This window comes from Phormidesmis sp. 146-33 (assembly GCF_052939515.1).
Window position 1 is genome coordinate 1 of record NZ_JBJPHU010000139.1, and the last position, 15,811, is coordinate 15,811.

Below are 15,811 nucleotides of genomic sequence, written 5' to 3' on the forward strand. Positions count from 1 at the left end.
GACGCCCTCACCCCCGACCTCGAACTGAAAGCCCTTCCCACCATCTTCGCCGCAGGTGAGATGTTGGACTGGGAGGCCCCGACCGGCGGCTATCTTCTTACCGCATGCTGGGCCACCGGCCGCCACGCGGGACAAGCCGCCGCCCGGCGACTGCAGGAGACCCCGCCCCGGACCTGATCCGGGGCCTCTTGCGATGAAGGGAGGCCCCGGATCAGGTCCGGGGCGGGGTCGCACCATGCAGAGCCTCGAACCAGGGCAGCACCTGCTCGCGCAGCACCTCCACCGCCAGGTCCAGACAGTCCGGCTGCTCCAGCACGTCCACAAACGCCAGGGTCCCCGGATCACTGGCCGCCGCTTCGAAGAACTCGGCCAGCGTCACATCCTCGCCGCCGGGCCAATCGGGGTGATCCGGCACCTCGCCGGACGGGGTCACGAACCGCAGCAGGATCCGCACGTCCCAGCCATAGCGGTCGCGCTGCAAGTGCACCGCCGACTTCCCCGCCGCGGTCACCTTGTTCCAGGTCGTCCGGGTCAGAACATAGCCCTCAGGCTCCAGCACCCCTGCCAAGGCCGACACGATCCGCCCCCAGGCCTCCTCCCGCCGCGCGGGGAAGGCCGGGTCGCTTCCCGCCAGATGCTTGCGTGCGGAAAGGTCCGGGTCGTCCATTCAGGCCGACAGCCCGCCCGCAAGGTCCGGCACGTCCAGCGCGCTGAACCCATAGTGCCGCAGCCAGCGCAGGTCGGCCTCGAAGAACGCCCGCAAATCCGGGATGCCGTATTTCAGCATCGCGATCCGGTCGATCCCCATGCCGAAGGCGAAGCCCTGCCACTGGGTCGGGTCCACCCCCGCCGCCTGCAGCACCTTCGGATGCACCATCCCCGAGCCGAGGATCTCCATCCACTTGTCGCCCTCGCCAATCTTCAGCTGGCCCCCGACGTTGGAATAGCGGATGTCGACCTCCGCCGAAGGCTCGGTGAACGGGAAGTGCGAGGCGCGGAACCGCAGCTCCACCTTGTCCACCTCGAAGAAGGCGCGGCAGAACTCCTCCAGGCACCATTTCAGGTTCGCCATCGAAATCGACCGATCAATCGCCAGACCCTCGACCTGGTGGAACATCGGCGTATGCGTCTGGTCCATGTCCATCCGGTAGACCCGACCCGGAGCGATCACCCGGATCGGCGCTCCTTCAGCCATCATCGCCCGGATCTGCACCGGGCTGGTATGGGTCCGCAGCACATGCGGCGGGCGGTTGTCGCCCTCGGCCCGGTGCATGAAGAACGTGTCATGCTCCTGCCGCGCCGGGTGCTCCGGCGGGATGTTCAGCGCATCGAAGTTGTACCAGTCGCTTTCAACCTGCGGCCCCTCGGCCACCGAGAAGCCCATGTCGGCAAAGATCGCCGTCAGCTCTTCCATGACCTGGGAGACCGGATGCACCGTCCCACGGGGGCGCGGCCGCCCCGGCAGGGTCACGTCCAGCCATTCGGTCTTCAGCCGCTCATCCAGCGCCGCATCGGCCATCGCGGTCTTCCGCGCCCGCAAAGCCGCGTCGATCTCGTCCTTCAGCGCGTTCAGGCTGGCGCCAGCCGCCTTCCGCGCCTCGGGGTCCATCTTCCCCAGGCCCGCCATCAGCCCCGAGATCTCGCCCTTCTTGCCGAGGGCACCCACGCGGACCTCTTCCAGCCCGGCCTCATCCGCCGCACCGGCCACCGCAGCCAGATACTTGGCCTTTAGCGTGTCGATCCCGTCCATGGTCCGTCTCCTGAAAACCGCCCCTCTGCTAGCGGCGAAGGCCCTGCAATGCAAGGTTCAGAAGATCGACCGCCGCCCGCGCACCTCCAGCAACCGACGCGAGCGCCCGACCTGGCCGTTCCGCGCGCTGATCGACACCGGCGGCTCCTTCAGCCGCTTCTCGATCACCACCAGCGAATCGTAAAACCGGATCGCGCCGATCTCGCGCGCCAGCGGGTGCAGCGGAAAACCCGCATCATCCTCGGTGTACCAGGAATGCATCCGGTCGATCAGGTCCTTGGCGAATTCGATGAAGCTCGCCGGTTCCCGGAAGCCGCCGCCGAACCCGGGCCAATAGCTCGTGTGGACGTCCTCCACGATGTAAAGCCCCCGGTCGTTCAGCCGGGGCCAAAGATGCCGGAAACTGGTGATCTGCTGATGCATCTTGTGGCCTCCGTCATCGACGATCAGGTCGAACGGCCCATGCGCCTGACCGACCCGCTCCAGAAACGCGGGGTCGGCCTGATCGCCCAGTTCGACCACGGTCCCGGGCAGGGCCATGGCCAGACAGGCGGGGTCGATGTCCAGAAACGTCAGGCTGGAGCCCTTGCCGAAGAACTCCTGCCACATCCGGATCGAACCGCCCTTGTAGATGCCGATCTCCAGAAAGCGGACGTCCCGGCCCTGCCAAGACGCCAGAAGCTCGTCATAGATCTCCAGGTAATGCTCCATCTTCAGAAGCATCCGGTCGTCGGTCCGGGCCGGGAAGTCGCGGAAATATCGGGTCATGGTCCACCTGTTGCCGTGCCGACCCTACACCGGCCGCCCCCGTCCGCAAGCACGGCTCACATCAGCTGACCGTCCGTCGCCTCGAACAGCACGGGTGCCAGCTCGCCGCGGCCCGACGCCTTGCGGCTGGCGGTCAGGCGCTGGCTCCACAGGGTCCGGTGGTTCACCTGGTCCACCAGCCGCACCTTCAGATAGGCGCGGTCCTCGCTCCAGTCGCCCTCGACCAGAAGGTTCAGCCCGCGAGGCAGCAACTCTCCCGACCCTCCGCGCTGCCCTTCGCCAAGCAGGTATTCGGCCGTCAGCCGGGCAATCGCGGCGGCAAGGTCGCGGGCAAGCGTCGCTTCGGTCCCCTCGGGCAATTCGCCCAGCCGCAGCGAGAACGGCACGGCCGCGACTGGCGCAACCGTGGCCCGCCCCAGTTCGGCCGCAACGCGCTGGCGCTCCTCGGCCAGCCACAGGTTGAAGGCCGGATCAATGACGTCGATGCCCTCCAGAAACTCCCGGCCCTGCGCCAGTCGAGCCGCAGCCCCGGCCGGATCGGCATCCAGGTCCGTCCGAAGTCCGCTCAGCGCTACGCAGTCGCGGTCGCTGGTCAGATGGTCGGCCAGGGGCCCCAGCGCCTTGCGCAACTCGGTCAGCGCCTGCCGAAGGCTGCCAGACGCCTGCTCCTGCCCCCGATCCGACCAGAGACGCGCCTCCAGCCAGCGCCGCGGACGCCGATGGCCGGGTGTCCTGGCCAAAAGCGCCAGCAACGCCCGCGATTTCGCGCCACGCGGCGTAAGCTCATGACCGGCCTCGCTCCGCACCTCGAACTCTCCGATCATCCGAATGTACATCGCCGTCCTCCCTGACCCTGCGCCGTGAACTCCGGTGCAGGTTCGGACGGCCCGCGTGAAATTTGCGTCAATTGCCGAAGGGCCAACGTGATTGGCGCAAGTAAATCGTGAAATCCGCCGCCAGGTGCTGCGTGAAACCCGGGTGATTCCCCGCGATTCGACCCAGCAGGGCAAGGCCGCGCAGCGTTTCACGGGGAATTAACGCGTCATCTTCCCCCCTATGGTCACCCGGACCGCTGCAACGGTCTGGCCGCCCGCGGTGCGGGCTTACACCGACAGCGAAAGGCCACCCCATGCTCCGGCCCGTCCTCTCGACCGCCTCGGCACTGCCGGATCAGCCGGGCACGCCGGCGACGCCGCTGCTCGATCACGATCTCGGGCCCGCGCTCGGCCGCAGGGCAGGGCCAGGTGCACGGTTGCGGCTTGGGCTTGATTTCGCGCGGCAGGACTATCTCGGCCTCGCCGCGCATCCGCAGGTCAGGTCCGCCGCCTTCGCCGCGCTTGGAAGCCATCGTCTTGTCGCGCCCGGCTCTGCCGGTCGTTCGGGCCTGACCGCCCCCGTGCTGGACCTGGAAGACCGCCTCGCGGCGTTTCTGCACCGGCCGGCAGCCGCCACCTTCGCCTCGGGCAGCCAGGCGATCCGGGTCACTCTCGGTGCCGTTCTCCGGCCGAACGATCAGGTGATCGTCGACGCCGGGGCACATCCGGCCATGTTCGAGTCGGTGGCGCTTGCCCGGGCCAGCCTGCACCGCAGCCCGGCAGCGTCCATCGACGGGGTCGAACGCCGCATCGCCCGCCTTGCCCGCCAGCCTCGCACCGGGCGGCTGATCATCGCCGTGCCGGCCGTCTCGGCCCACAGCTCGCGGGTCGCCGACCTGGCAGAGCTGTCGGCCCTCGCCCGGCACTACGACGCTCTGCTCATCGTGGACGTCACCCATGATCTTGGCGCCATGGGTCCCGCCGGCACCGGCATCGCCGAGATCCAGGGCTGTCTGGGGCGCATCGACATCCTGCTTGGCAGCCTTGCCAGATCCTTCGGCGCGTCCGGCGGGTTCGCCGCGTTCCGGGATCCGGACCTGGGGGCGCCTCTGCATCGGTCGCAGTGGCACACTCCTGCCCTGTCGCCGGTCAATGCCTCCGTGCTTCTGGCCGCGCTGACCCTTGTTGCGACCGCGGAAGGTCATCGCCGCCGCCGCAACCTGCATGGGCTCTCGCTTCGTCTGCGCAATCACCTGATGTCTGACGGCATCCGCCCCATGGGCCAGGCTTCGCCCTTCGTCCCCGTATTGCTGCCCGCGCCGACGGCTCTGCCCCGCACCGCGCTTCTGGAAAGTGCCGGACCCCGCGTGACGCTGCTGCAGGCCCCGCTTGTCCCGCCGCATGGTCCGCGCTGGCGCATCCAGCTGACCGCCGATCACGGCCCGGCCGACATCGACGACCTGGCCGAGTTGATCCGCGACGTCACCCGCGCCTTTGGCCGCGCCCCGGTGCCGTCCCGCGTCCCCGCCTAAGCCTTCACCGAGGCCGTCACGTAGTTGCAACTCAGGTCCCGGTCCGACAGGCTCCAGCGCCAGGTCACGGGGTTGAACACCATGCCCTTGCGGTCCACCGGACGCAGGCCGGCCTTCTCGATCAGCGCGTAAAGCTCGTCAGGCGTGATGAACTTCGCCCAGTCATGCGTGCCCTTCGGCAACCAGCGCATCACCCATTCCGCCCCGATGATCGCCATCATGAAGCTTTTCGGGTTCCGGTTCAGCGTCGAACAGATCATCAGCCCGCTGGGCTTCAGCAACTGCTGGCAGGCGGTCAGATAGGCCTGCGGGTCCGCCACATGCTCCACGACTTCCATGTTCAGCACCACGTCGAACCGCTCGCCCGCGTCGGCCAGCGCCTCTGCCGTCGTATGCCGGTAGTCGATGGCCAGACCCGACTGCCGCGCATGGGCCTGTGCGACGGGAATGTTCCGCGCCGCCGCATCCGCCCCGACCACCTCGGCCCCCAGCCGCGCCATCGGCTCGGACAGTAGGCCCCCGCCGCAGCCGATGTCCAGAATCCGCAGCCCCTTGAACGGCGACACGCCCGCAAGATCGCGCCCGAACTCCGCCGCGATCTGGCTGGTGATGTAATCCAGCCGGCAGGGGTTCAGCATGTGCAACGGCTTGAACTTGCCCGTAGGGTCCCACCATTCCGCCGCCATGGCTTCGAACTTGGCCACTTCCTGCGGATCAACCGTATCGACTGCCATTGCCGTCTCCTTTGCCCTTCGACTCCGGGCCATCCCGTGGCTATATAGGGTGAAGATGGATCAGAGATCAGGTCAAAAGCGCGCAGTCGAATACCTTTACCCGCCGATCGACCCGTTCGATCAGCGCGTGATCGACATGGGCGACGGGCACCGGGTCTACGTCGAACAATGCGGCAACCCCTCGGGCATCCCGGTCATCGTGTTCCACGGCGGCCCCGGCGGCGGCTGTTCCCCCGCGATGCGGCGCTATTTCGACCCCCGCGCGTTCCGCATCGTGCTTTTCGACCAGCGTGGCTGCGGCCGCTCGCGCCCCCATGCCAGCGTGACCGCGAACACCACCTGGCACCTCGTCCAGGACATCGAGACGATTCGCACCGCGCTGGGCATCGACCGTTTCATCGCCTTCGGCGGCAGCTGGGGCGCGACCCTTGCCCTGATCTACGCCATCTCCCACCCCGACCGCGTCGCCCACCTTGTCCTGCGCGGGGTCTTCCTTGCGACCAGGGCCGAGCTCACCTGGTTCTATGGCGGCGGGGCCGGGGCGTTCTTCCCCGACCTCTGGTCGCGCTTCACCGAAGTCATCCCCCAGGCCGAACGGGGCGACCTCATCGCCGCCTACCACCGGCGTCTCTTCTCCGGCAACCTGGTCGAGGAGACCCGGTATGGCCGCATCTGGGCCAACTGGGAAAACGCCCTCGCCTCGATCCAGAACGAAGGCGCCCTTGGCGAAAGCCCCTCCGACTATGCGCGCGCCTTCGCCCGGCTGGAAAATCACTACTTCCAGAACGCGGGATTCCTGGAATGCGACGGCTGGATCCTGCGGGAGCGCCGGAAGATCGAGCATATCCCCGCCATCATCGTCCAGGGCCGCTACGACATGATCTGCCCGCCGCACTCCGCCTGGTCGCTGGCCAAGGGCTGGGAAAAGTGCATCCTGAAGATGGTCCCGATGGCCGGCCACGCCCTGTCCGAGCCGGGGATCTCCGAGGCGCTGGTCCGGGTGATGGATGGCCTCAGGTAGGGTGCGCAACAGCGCACCGTCTGCGGGTCGGGCCGCGCGCACTACGCCCGCTTACCCACCACCGCGACGCCCAGCGCCTGCAAGACCTTTGCCTCGATATGGCCTGCATCCAGCCCGGCAACCCGGTACATCGCCTCGGGCGAGGCCTGGTCGATGAAGATGTCCGGCAGCACCAGGCTGCGGAACTTCAGCCCCCGATCGAAGACGCCCGCCTCGGCCAGAAGCTGCGCCACATGCGACCCGAACCCGCCAACCGCGCCTTCCTCGACCGTCACCAGCGCCTCATGGTCCCGCGCCAGTTGCAGGATCAGGTCCCGGTCCAGCGGCTTGGCAAACCGCGCATCCGCCACCGTCACCGACACGCCGCGCGCCGCCAAAGCCTCCGCCGCCTTCAGGCTTTCGGCCAGCCGCGTGCCAAAGGACAGGATCGCCACTCGCGACCCCTCGCGCACCACCCGGCCCCTGCCGATCTCCAGCGGCACCCCGCGCGCGGGCATCTCCACCCCGACGCCCTCACCGCGCGGATAGCGGAACGCGATCGGCCCTGCGTCATGCGCCGCCGCCGTCGCCACCATGTGCACCAGCTCCGCCTCGTCCGCCGCCGCCATCACCACGAAACTCGGCAGGTTCGCCAGGAACCCGATGTCGAACGCCCCCGCATGGGTCGCGCCATCGGCCCCCACCAGACCGGCACGGTCGATGGCAAACCGCACCGGCAGCCGCTGGATCGCCACATCGTGCACGACCTGATCGTAGCCGCGCTGCAAGAAGGTCGAGTAGATCGCGCAGAACGGCTTCATCCCGCCCGCCGCCAGCCCCGCGCTGAACGTCACCGCATGCTGCTCGGCGATCCCCACGTCGAAACACCGCTTCGGGAACCGCCCGGCGAACAGGTCCAACCCCGTCCCGTCCGGCATCGCCGCCGTCACCGCGACGATCTTGGCGTCCCGCTCCGCCTCGGCCACCAGCGACTGCGCGAAGACCTTGGTATAGCTCGGAGCATTCGACGCCGCCTTCACCTGCACCCCGGTCAGCACGTCGAACTTGCCCGTCGCATGCCCCTTGTCCCGCGCCGCCTCGGCCGGAGCATAGCCCTTGCCCTTCTTGGTCAGCACATGCAGCAGGACCGGCCCCGTGGCCCGCGCCTTCAACGTCCGCAGCACCGGCAAAAGCTGGTCCAGATCATGCCCGTCGATGGGCCCGACATACTCGAACCCCAGCGATTCAAACAACGTCCCGCCGACGGCCATGCCCTTCAGCATGTCCTTGGCCCGCTTCGCCCCTTCCTGCAGCGGCCCCGGCAGAAGGCCGACGATCCCCTTCGCCATCTGCTTCAGGTCCTGCATCGGCTCGGCCGCATAAAGCCCGCTCAGGTAGGACGACAGCGCTCCGACCGGCGGGGCGATCGACATCTCGTTGTCGTTCAGGATCACGAACAGCCGCTTCTTCAGGTGGCCCGCGTTGTTCATCGCCTCAAAGGCCATGCCCGCCGACATCGCCCCATCGCCAATGACCGCAATCGCATCGCCGGGGTCGCCCCCCAGCTCCGACGCCATCGCAAAGCCCAAGGCCGCGCTGATCGAGGTCGACGAATGCGCCGCCCCGAAGGGATCATAGGGGCTTTCCGACCGCTTGGTGAACCCCGACAGCCCGCCTTCCGTCCGCAAGGTGCGAATCCGATCCCGCCGCCCCGTCAAAATCTTGTGCGGATAGCACTGGTGCCCGACATCCCAGATCAGCTTGTCGCGCGGCGTGTCGAAGACGGCATGGATCGCCACCGTCAGTTCCACGACCCCCAACCCGGCGCCCAGGTGCCCGCCCGTCTGCGACACCGCGCTGATGGTCTCGGCCCGCAGCTCCCCGGCCAGCTGGTGCAGCTCCCGGTCGCTCAACCCCTTCAGGTCAGACGGCACATGCACCCGGTCCAGCAGCGGAGTCTTCGGTCGGTCGGTCATCTCAGCCTGCCTTTGCGGTCAACTGTCCCGCGCGATAACGAAGCGCGCCGCCGCGATCAAGTTGGCTGCCGCGTTTCCATACCCGGCCAGCGCCGCCTCGGCCTCCTCGACCAACTCCGCCGCCCGCGCCCGCGCTCCCTCCAGCCCCAACAGAGAGACGAACGTCGCCTTCCCTGCCGCAGCATCCTTGTGCAGCCGCTTGCCGGTCTTGGCCTCGTCGCCGGTCACATCAAGAATGTCGTCCGCGATCTGAAACGCCAGCCCCAGTGCAGCGGCATAGCGCCGCAACGGCCCCTGATCCGCCTCCGCGATGACCGCCCCCGCCGCGGCCGCGAACCCGATCAGCGCGCCGGTCTTGCCCGCCTGCAGCGCCGTGATCTCTTCCAGCGTCAGCGACCGCCCGGCCGTCTCGGCCGCGATGTCCAGCGCCTGGCCCAGGACCATCCCGTCGATCCCCGACGCGCGCGCAAGGCCCGCGACCAGTTCCATCCGCACCTCGGCCGACCCCAGCGCGGGGTCGCACAGCAATTCGAAAGCCATCGTCTGCAAGGCATCCCCTGCCAGAACCGCCGTCGCCTCGTCCCACTTCCTGTGCACCGTCGGCTGCCCCCGCCGCAGGTCGTCGTCGTCCATGCAGGGCAGATCGTCGTGCACGAGCGAATAGGCATGCAGCGCCTCGATCGCCGCCGCCGCGCTCACCGACCGCTCCTCCGGCACCCCCAGCATCCGCGCGCCTTCCAGCACCAGGAACGCGCGCAGCCGCTTGCCCCCGCGCAGCGCATAGCGCATCGCCTGCGTCACCGGCTGATCCGCGCGCCCCTCCAGGGCAACCAGAAGCCGGGCCTCGCACAACCCCGCATCCGCCGCCAGCCGCTCCTGGAACTTCACATCCCCTCCGCCGGAGCCGTCCCGACCGCCCGGCCTTCCTGCGCCCGGATCAGCTCCACCTTCTCCTCGGCCTCGGCCAGCTTCTTCGCGCAATGCGCCTTCAGCGCCGCCCCCCGCTCATACAGCGCAATCGACTGCTCCAGCGGAACTTCCCCACGCTCCAGGGCGCCCACAACCTGCTCCAAGGCAGCCATGGCCTCCTCAAAGCTCATCGTCTCCACCGGCTTTTCCGTCATCGACCCCGCTCCTCCAGCACGCCAACATGCGCGGCCACGGAAGCGGCAAGCGCGTCCAGATCATAGCCACCCTCCAGCAACGATACCACCCGCCCTCCGGCAAAATCGCAAAGCCGCTCCGTCAGCCACCGATAGTCCTCCGCCTGCCATTCCAACCCCGCCAGAGGATCGTCGGCATGGGCATCGAACCCCGCCGATATGAGCAGCAACTCAGGTTCCCAATCCCGCAAGGCCGGGAAGACCACGCCCTCATACAGGTCCCGCATCGCCCGCCCGCCCGATCCCGCGCGCAGCGGCAGGTTCAGGACCTGGCCGTGCGCGCCCCGCTCCTCCGGCCGCCCCGTTCCCGGATAAAGCGGCATCTGGTGGGATGACACGAACAGACATCGCCCCTCATCCCACAAGAGGTCCTGCGTCCCGTTGCCGTGGTGCACGTCGAAATCGACCACCGCCACGCGGCCCAGCCCATGATGATCCAGCGCCCGCTTCGCCCCGATGGCCACCGTCCCGAACAGGCAGAACCCCATCGCCGTCTCGCGCTCTGCATGATGCCCCGGCGGTCGCCCGGCCACGAAAGCCGTCTTCGCCTGCCCGCTCACCACCGCATCCACCGCCGCGCAGAGTCCCCCCACCGCCCGCATCGCCGCGTCGAAAGACCCCGGAGACAGGAACGTGTCGCCATCCAGCTGCGCCCAACCCTCCTGCGGCACCGCCGCCTTCACCCGCCCCAGATATCCCGCCGGATGGCAGCGCAGGACTTCCGCCTCCTCGCCGACAGGACACTCCCGCCGTTCGACCGAAATCCCCTGAAGCCCCCGCTCCACCGCCCCCAACCGCTCCACCCGCTCCGGATGCCCGGGAGGGGTCACATGGCCGCGAAACGCCTCGTGCGTGAACAGAAGCACAGTCTCGCCCTTTCATCTTTGCACAAGTATCCCGGGGTCCGGGGCAGCGCCCCGGGGGCAGCCAACCTCAATCCGGCTGCAGCATATACCCCTCGCCCCGGACCGTCTGCAGATAGCGCGGCACCTTCGGATCTTCCTCGATCTTCCGCCGAAGGCGCGTGATCTGCACGTCGACCGCCCGCTCCTGCGCCGCATCCTCGCCCCCGGTTTCGCTTACCAGCCGCTCCCGGCTCAGGGCCACGCCCGGAGCCGCCGCGAACACCCGCATCAACTGCGCCTCGGTCGCGGTCAAGCGCACCGGCATCTCGCCGCGCCACATCTCGCCCCGGTCCAGATCATACCGCACCGCGCCCAGATGCAGGAACTGGCGCACGGGTTCGGCGGGCTTGACCTGCGGTACGCGTCGGAGGATCGCATTGATCCGCAACAGAAGTTCCTTCGGCTCGAACGGCTTGACCAGATAGTCGTCCGCCCCCGCTTCCAGCCCCTCGATCCGGTTCGCGGCCTCGCCCCGCGCGGTCAACAAGAGGATCGGCGTCGACATCTTCTTCCGCAGCTCGCGCGTCAGGGTGACCCCATCCTCGCCCGGCATCATCACGTCCATGACGATGAGGTCGAACTCCAGTCCGCCCAGAATGCGCCGCGCCTGCATTGCATCGCGCGCGATGGATACCAGAAAACCATTGCGCACCAGGAACTTCTGCAACAAGCCACGGATACGCTCGTCATCATCGACAATCAGCAGATGCGCGTCCGGAATCATCAGCCACCCTCTTTCAGGCGGTTGTACTGGCGCCGCATCTCCGGGTCCATCATCGCCTCCAGCACCTGCCGGAAGCCCGCCACCGCCTGCGGCCCCGCCGCGCGATAGGCCGCCCGCATCCGCGCCCGCTGCGCGTCCGACAGTTCCCGTTCCAGCATCTGTCCCTTGTCCGTCAAATGCAGGTGGCGTTCCCGCGCATCCACTTTGCCCTTTTCGCTGCGAACAAGGCCATCCTCGATCAAGGTGCGCAAGACACGATTCAACGACTGTTTTGTGACGCCCAGGATCGACAGAAGGTTGCTGACCGTCGTCCCCGGCGAGCGGTGGATGAAATGGATCGCCCGGTGATGCGCCCGGCCATAGTCCATCCCCTCCAGAATCCGGTCCGGGTCGGCGGTAAAGCCGCGATAGGCAAAGAACATCGCCTCGATGCCCTTCCTCAGCTGCTCGTCCGTCAGGAAAAGCAGGTTCTCCCCGCTTGGGTGTTCGGCCATCCGGTCACTCCCTTTCGCGCCGAATTTACGTCAGCCTTGTTGACTTTCCAAGCACGAACCCGTAACCCTGCCCCGATTTCGCGCAAGAATCTGTCCGAAGCGGACCTTTCGGGCGCAACTTTCGCAAAGCTGGAGGGCAAGATGGCTGCTTACGACGATCGCGACGGGTTCATCTGGATGGATGGCAAGCTGGTGGAATGGCGCTCCGCGAACGTCCACATCCTGACCCACGCGCTCCACTATGCCTCCTCGGTGTTCGAAGGCGAACGCTGCTACAACGGCAAGATCTTCAAGGGTCACGAACATTCGTTGCGCCTGCTGGAATCCGGCCGCCTCCTCGACATGCCGATCCCCTATACCGCCGAACAGATCGACGCGGCCAAGGAAGAGGTCCTGAAGGCCAACGGTCTGACCGATGCCTATGTCCGCGCCGTCGCCTTCCGCGGCGCGGGGGATGAGATGGGCGTCGCCTCGCTTGGCAACCCCGTCCGCCTGGCCATCGCCTGCTGGTCCTGGGGCGCCTATTACGGCGACGCCAAGATGAAGGGTGCCAAGCTCGACATCGCCAAGTGGAAGCGTCCCTCGCCCGAAACCATCCCCACCGCCGCCAAGGCCGCCGGTCTCTACATGATCTGCACCATGTCCAAGCACGCCGCGATGGCCAAGGGCTGCTCCGACGCCCTCTTCTACGACTTCCGCGGCTACGTGGCCGAGGCGACGGGGGCCAACATCTTCTTTGTGCGCGACGGCGAAGTGCATACGCCCAACCCGGACTGCATCCTGAACGGCATCACCCGGCAGACCGTGATCGGGATGCTCAAGGACATGCAGATCAAGGTCCACGAACGCTACATCATGCCCGAGGAACTGGCGACGTTCGAACAGTGCTGGCTGACCGGCACCGCGGCCGAGGTCACTCCGGTCGGCCAGATCGGCGACTACATGTTCGAGGTAGGCGACCTGACCCGCCGCGTTGCAACCGAATACGAAAAGCTCGTCCGGTCGTAACGCGCGTCGCAAGATCAGCAAGGCCGGGCGCGATCGCCCGGCCTTTCCCGTTTCGGCGTCGGCTCAGACGACTTCCGTGACGACCTCGATATTCCCCTTGGTCGCGTTGGAATACGGGCAGATGAAATGGCCGCGCTCGGCGATCTTTTCCGCCACCGCACGATCCACGCCCGGCATGGTCACCACCAGCTTGACCTTCAACCCGAAGCCGCCGTCGGACCGGCCGCCGATCCCGACATGGGCATTCACCGTCGCGTTGTCCGGCACGGTGCCCAGCTTCTCGCTGGTGGCGGCAAAGCGCATCGCGCCCAGGTAGCAGGCGGCATAGCCCACGGCGAACAGCTCTTCCGGGTTGTGTCCCAGACCAGAGCCGCCCAGTTCCTTCGGGCTGGTCATCGTGACGGTCAGCTGGCCGTTCACCAGTCCGGCCACGCCGTTGCGGCCGCCACCCGTGGCTTTCGCTTCCGTCCAGTACTTCACTTCGACAGTCATCTTTATCTCCAATACGATTAAATCGTGCACGATCAAGCTCGTGCAGAATCGGGTCATCTGTCAACCCTTGCCTTTTCATCGCACGCGATCTAACATTTGCATATGACACTGGCACCGCCCGACATGCTTTGTTTTGCGCTGCATTCGACGGCCCATGCGGTGCATGCGGCCTATGCCCCCCTTTTGCAGCCGCTTGGCCTGACCTATCCGCAATATCTCGCGCTGTCGTCGCTGAACGCACGGGACGGGCAGACCGTGGGGCAGCTGGGGGCCGAGCTGCGGCTGGATTCCAATACGCTCACGCCTTTGCTCAAGCGCATGGAGAGTGCGGGTTGGCTGCGGCGCACGCGGGATGCACAGGACGAACGTCAGGTGCGGCTGTCGCTCACGGCAGAAGGCCGGGCCCTTGCCGCGCGCGCAGCCGATGTCCCGCGCGCCTTTGCGGCAAAGACCGGCTTTCAGGCGTCAGAACTTGCGGACCTGCGCGATATCCTTGCCGCCCTGCGCGACAAGCTGAAGCCCGCCAAGGGTTAACCGAACCTGAACGCCCGCGGCCAAGTCATTGATTTCCCTTGGCCGCAAAACCTGCCCACGCGTGGTCAGTCAGGCCGTCCGCCCCCGCTCGATCCGCAGGAACTGGATCAGCCGCCCAGCCCCACAGGTCCCCCTTGGCCGCTGCCAGGTTTCCCGCGGCGTGCGGGCCAGCCGCAGGAAGTGTTTCACCCGCCCCCCGGTGGTCGCGACGCGATGATCTGCAAGATGTCTGCTCATGGCTCTCCTCCCAGGCAAAAGTGGGCCCCCAGCTTGCGCCCGAATCGCCCCTGCGCCAACCCTCTTGTCCGCAGCATCCGGCGTGATCCTGCCGAGAACCGCTTGCCCTGCCCGATCCTGCCCGACTAGTGTCGCCCGGAGGCAGAGGGGACAACCATGCGACTGCAGGGCAAGACCATCCTGATCACCGCCGCCGGTCAGGGCATTGGCCGCGCCAGCGCCATCGCCTGCGCCCGCGAAGGCGCCACCGTGATCGCCACCGACCGCGACGCGGCACTTCTTGCGGGCCTTGACATGCAGACCCGCCCGCTTGACGTCACCGACCCCGCTGCCATCACCGCGCTGCGCGACAGCCTCCCCCCGCTTGACGGTCTGTTCAACTGCGCGGGCTACGTGGCGAACGGAACCATCCTCGACGTGACCGGCCGCGACTGGGACTTTTCCTTCGAGCTGAACGTCACGTCGATGTTCCACACCTGTCGCGCCTTCATCCCGGGGATGCTCGACCGCGCGAAACGGACGGGCACCGCCTCGGTCCTCAACATGGCCTCGATGGCCTCCTCGATCAAAGGCTTCCCGAACCGCACCGCCTATGGCGCGACCAAGGCCGCCGTGATCGGCCTGACCAAGGCCATCGCGGCCGATTTCGTCAAGACCGGCCTCCGCTGCAACGCGCTGTGCCCCGGCACGGTGGACACGCCGTCCTTGCGCGGCCGCATCGCCAGCGCCGCCGACCCAGTCCAGGCCGAGAAAGACTTCATCGCCCGTCAGCCGATGGGCCGCCTTGCCACCACCGACGACATCACCCCGATGGTCGTCTTCCTCCTCTCCGACGAAAGCCGCTTCGTGACCGGGCAGACCTGCCTGGTCGACGGCGGCGTGACCATCTAGAAGGACAGCGCATGAAACTCCTCCGCTACGGCCCGAAAGGGGCCGAGAAACCCGGTCTCCTCGACGCAGACGGCCAGGTCCGCGACCTCTCCGGCCATGTGACCGACATCGGTGGCGAAGCCCTGTCGCCCGCCAGCCTGACCCGCCTCGCCGCGCTGGACCCCGCCAAGCTTCCTCTCGTCCCCGGCGCGCCGCAGAAGGACCTCCGCCTCGGCGCATGCGTCGGCGGAACCCGCAAGTTCATCTGCATCGGCCTCAACTACGCCGACCACGCCGCCGAGACCGGCGCCGCGATCCCCAAGGAACCGATCATCTTCAACAAGTGGATCACCGCCATGTGCGGCCCCGACGATGACGTCGAGATCCCCCGCGGCTCGGTCAAGACCGACTGGGAAGTGGAGTTGGGTGTCGTCATCGGCACGGGCGGAAAGTATATCCCGGAAGATCAAGCCCTTGAGCATGTCGCGGGCTATTGTGTCGTGAACGATGTTTCCGAACGCGAATACCAGACCGAACGCGGCGGCACCTGGGACAAGGGCAAGGGCTGCGACACCTTCGGCCCCACCGGCCCCTGGCTGGTGACGAAGGACGAGGCGGGCGATGTCGGCAACCTGAAGATGTGGCTCGACGTCGACGGCCACCGCTACCAGAACGGGTCGACGTCAACGATGATCTTCGGTGTGCCGCATCTGGTTTCCTACCTGTCGCAGTTCATGTCGCTGGAACCGGGCGACGTCATCTCCACCGGCACCCCGCCGGGCGTCGGCCTTGGCCAGAAACCCCCGGTC

General features: G+C 67.3%; 19 protein-coding genes. 7 read left to right on the forward strand and 12 right to left on the reverse strand.

The window, feature by feature from the left end; genetic code table 11:
* The first annotated feature begins 24 nt into the window (after window positions 1–24).
* A complete protein-coding gene (locus tag ACJ2PR_RS31180) occupies window positions 25–177 on the forward strand; it encodes a hypothetical protein (RefSeq protein WP_446879917.1) in 153 nt (50 codons plus the stop codon).
* Window positions 178–211: 34 nt separating this feature from the next.
* Here the strand turns inward: ACJ2PR_RS31180 and ACJ2PR_RS31185 are convergent, their stop codons facing one another.
* Genes ACJ2PR_RS31185 through ACJ2PR_RS31200 form a run of 4 tightly spaced genes read right to left on the reverse strand, consistent with a single transcriptional unit; the run spans window position 212 to window position 3,354 of the window.
* Window positions 212–667 carry a hypothetical protein gene (locus tag ACJ2PR_RS31185; protein ID WP_446879899.1) on the reverse strand — a complete coding sequence of 152 codons (456 nt, stop codon included), beginning with the start codon at window positions 665–667 and terminating at the stop codon, window positions 212–214.
* Window positions 668–1,750 carry a phenylalanine--tRNA ligase subunit alpha gene (pheS, locus tag ACJ2PR_RS31190; RefSeq protein WP_446879900.1) on the reverse strand — a complete coding sequence of 361 codons (1,083 nt, stop codon included), beginning with the start codon at window positions 1,748–1,750 and terminating at the stop codon, window positions 668–670.
* 57 nt (window positions 1,751–1,807) lie between these two features.
* Entirely contained in the window at window positions 1,808–2,518 is a 711-nt protein-coding gene (locus tag ACJ2PR_RS31195) for a class I SAM-dependent methyltransferase (RefSeq protein WP_446879901.1), read from the reverse strand.
* 56 nt (window positions 2,519–2,574) lie between these two features.
* On the reverse strand, window positions 2,575–3,354 hold the full coding sequence (locus ACJ2PR_RS31200) for an AfsR/SARP family transcriptional regulator (RefSeq protein ID WP_446879902.1): 780 nt from the start codon (window positions 3,352–3,354) through the stop codon (window positions 2,575–2,577).
* Between the two features lie 293 nt (window positions 3,355–3,647).
* Here ACJ2PR_RS31200 and ACJ2PR_RS31205 point away from each other — a divergent pair, with 293 nt between their 5' ends.
* Window positions 3,648–4,865, forward strand: coding sequence for an aminotransferase class I/II-fold pyridoxal phosphate-dependent enzyme (locus ACJ2PR_RS31205; RefSeq protein ID WP_446879903.1), 1,218 nt, complete (start codon window positions 3,648–3,650; stop codon window positions 4,863–4,865).
* Here the strand turns inward: ACJ2PR_RS31205 and ubiG are convergent.
* Window positions 4,862–5,599 carry a bifunctional 2-polyprenyl-6-hydroxyphenol methylase/3-demethylubiquinol 3-O-methyltransferase UbiG gene (gene ubiG, locus ACJ2PR_RS31210; protein ID WP_446879904.1) on the reverse strand — a complete coding sequence of 246 codons (738 nt, stop codon included), beginning with the start codon at window positions 5,597–5,599 and terminating at the stop codon, window positions 4,862–4,864. The two genes, ACJ2PR_RS31205 and ubiG, sit on opposite strands and share 4 nt — an antisense overlap.
* 55 nt (window positions 5,600–5,654) lie before the next feature.
* Between ubiG and pip the strand changes: the two genes are divergently transcribed.
* Window positions 5,655–6,620 (forward strand): prolyl aminopeptidase, encoded by a 966-nt coding sequence (gene pip / locus ACJ2PR_RS31215; protein ID WP_446879905.1) that lies wholly within the window; start codon window positions 5,655–5,657, stop codon window positions 6,618–6,620.
* Between the two features lie 41 nt (window positions 6,621–6,661).
* On the opposite strand, the gene dxs is transcribed toward pip, so the two are convergent.
* From dxs to ACJ2PR_RS31245, 6 genes are all read right to left on the reverse strand, one after another.
* Window positions 6,662–8,575, reverse strand: coding sequence for a 1-deoxy-D-xylulose-5-phosphate synthase (gene dxs / locus ACJ2PR_RS31220; RefSeq protein ID WP_446879906.1), 1,914 nt, complete (start codon window positions 8,573–8,575; stop codon window positions 6,662–6,664).
* An 18-nt stretch (window positions 8,576–8,593) separates the two neighbouring features.
* On the reverse strand, window positions 8,594–9,463 hold the full coding sequence (locus tag ACJ2PR_RS31225; RefSeq protein WP_446879907.1) for a polyprenyl synthetase family protein: 870 nt from the start codon (window positions 9,461–9,463) through the stop codon (window positions 8,594–8,596).
* Window positions 9,460–9,699, reverse strand: coding sequence for an exodeoxyribonuclease VII small subunit (locus ACJ2PR_RS31230; protein WP_446879908.1), 240 nt, complete (start codon window positions 9,697–9,699; stop codon window positions 9,460–9,462). The genes ACJ2PR_RS31225 and ACJ2PR_RS31230 overlap by 4 nt, the downstream gene beginning before the upstream one ends.
* The gene (locus ACJ2PR_RS31235) at window positions 9,696–10,604 is read right to left on the reverse strand and encodes a histone deacetylase family protein (RefSeq protein ID WP_446879909.1); all 909 of its coding nucleotides are present in this window, start codon (window positions 10,602–10,604) and stop codon (window positions 9,696–9,698) included. Before ACJ2PR_RS31235 ends, ACJ2PR_RS31230 begins: the two co-directional genes overlap by 4 nt.
* Window positions 10,605–10,671: 67 nt before the next feature.
* Complete coding sequence (locus ACJ2PR_RS31240) at window positions 10,672–11,367, reverse strand: response regulator (protein ID WP_446879910.1); 696 nt, start codon at window positions 11,365–11,367, stop codon at window positions 10,672–10,674.
* Entirely contained in the window at window positions 11,367–11,861 is a 495-nt protein-coding gene (locus tag ACJ2PR_RS31245; RefSeq protein WP_446879911.1) for a MarR family winged helix-turn-helix transcriptional regulator, read from the reverse strand. Before ACJ2PR_RS31245 ends, ACJ2PR_RS31240 begins: the two co-directional genes overlap by 1 nt.
* 141 nt (window positions 11,862–12,002) lie before the next feature.
* On the opposite strand from ACJ2PR_RS31245, the gene ACJ2PR_RS31250 reads away from it, so the two are divergent.
* Window positions 12,003–12,869, forward strand: a complete 867-nt coding sequence (locus ACJ2PR_RS31250) for a branched-chain amino acid aminotransferase (RefSeq protein ID WP_446879912.1) — start codon at window positions 12,003–12,005, stop codon at window positions 12,867–12,869.
* 63 nt (window positions 12,870–12,932) lie between these two features.
* Here ACJ2PR_RS31250 and ACJ2PR_RS31255 read toward each other — a convergent pair whose 3' ends face one another.
* Window positions 12,933–13,361, reverse strand: coding sequence for an organic hydroperoxide resistance protein (locus ACJ2PR_RS31255; RefSeq protein WP_446879913.1), 429 nt, complete (start codon window positions 13,359–13,361; stop codon window positions 12,933–12,935).
* Window positions 13,362–13,463: 102 nt separating this feature from the next.
* Here ACJ2PR_RS31255 and ACJ2PR_RS31260 point away from each other — a divergent pair, with 102 nt between their 5' ends.
* The 3 genes from ACJ2PR_RS31260 to ACJ2PR_RS31270 form a co-directional block, all read left to right on the forward strand.
* A complete protein-coding gene (locus tag ACJ2PR_RS31260; RefSeq protein ID WP_446879914.1) occupies window positions 13,464–13,895 on the forward strand; it encodes a MarR family winged helix-turn-helix transcriptional regulator in 432 nt (143 codons plus the stop codon).
* Between the two features lie 393 nt (window positions 13,896–14,288).
* Window positions 14,289–15,023, forward strand: coding sequence for an SDR family oxidoreductase (locus tag ACJ2PR_RS31265; protein WP_446879915.1), 735 nt, complete (start codon window positions 14,289–14,291; stop codon window positions 15,021–15,023).
* A gap of 11 nt (window positions 15,024–15,034) precedes the next feature.
* The coding region (locus ACJ2PR_RS31270; protein ID WP_446879916.1) for a fumarylacetoacetate hydrolase family protein at window positions 15,035–15,811 on the forward strand (777 nt) is incomplete at its 3' end.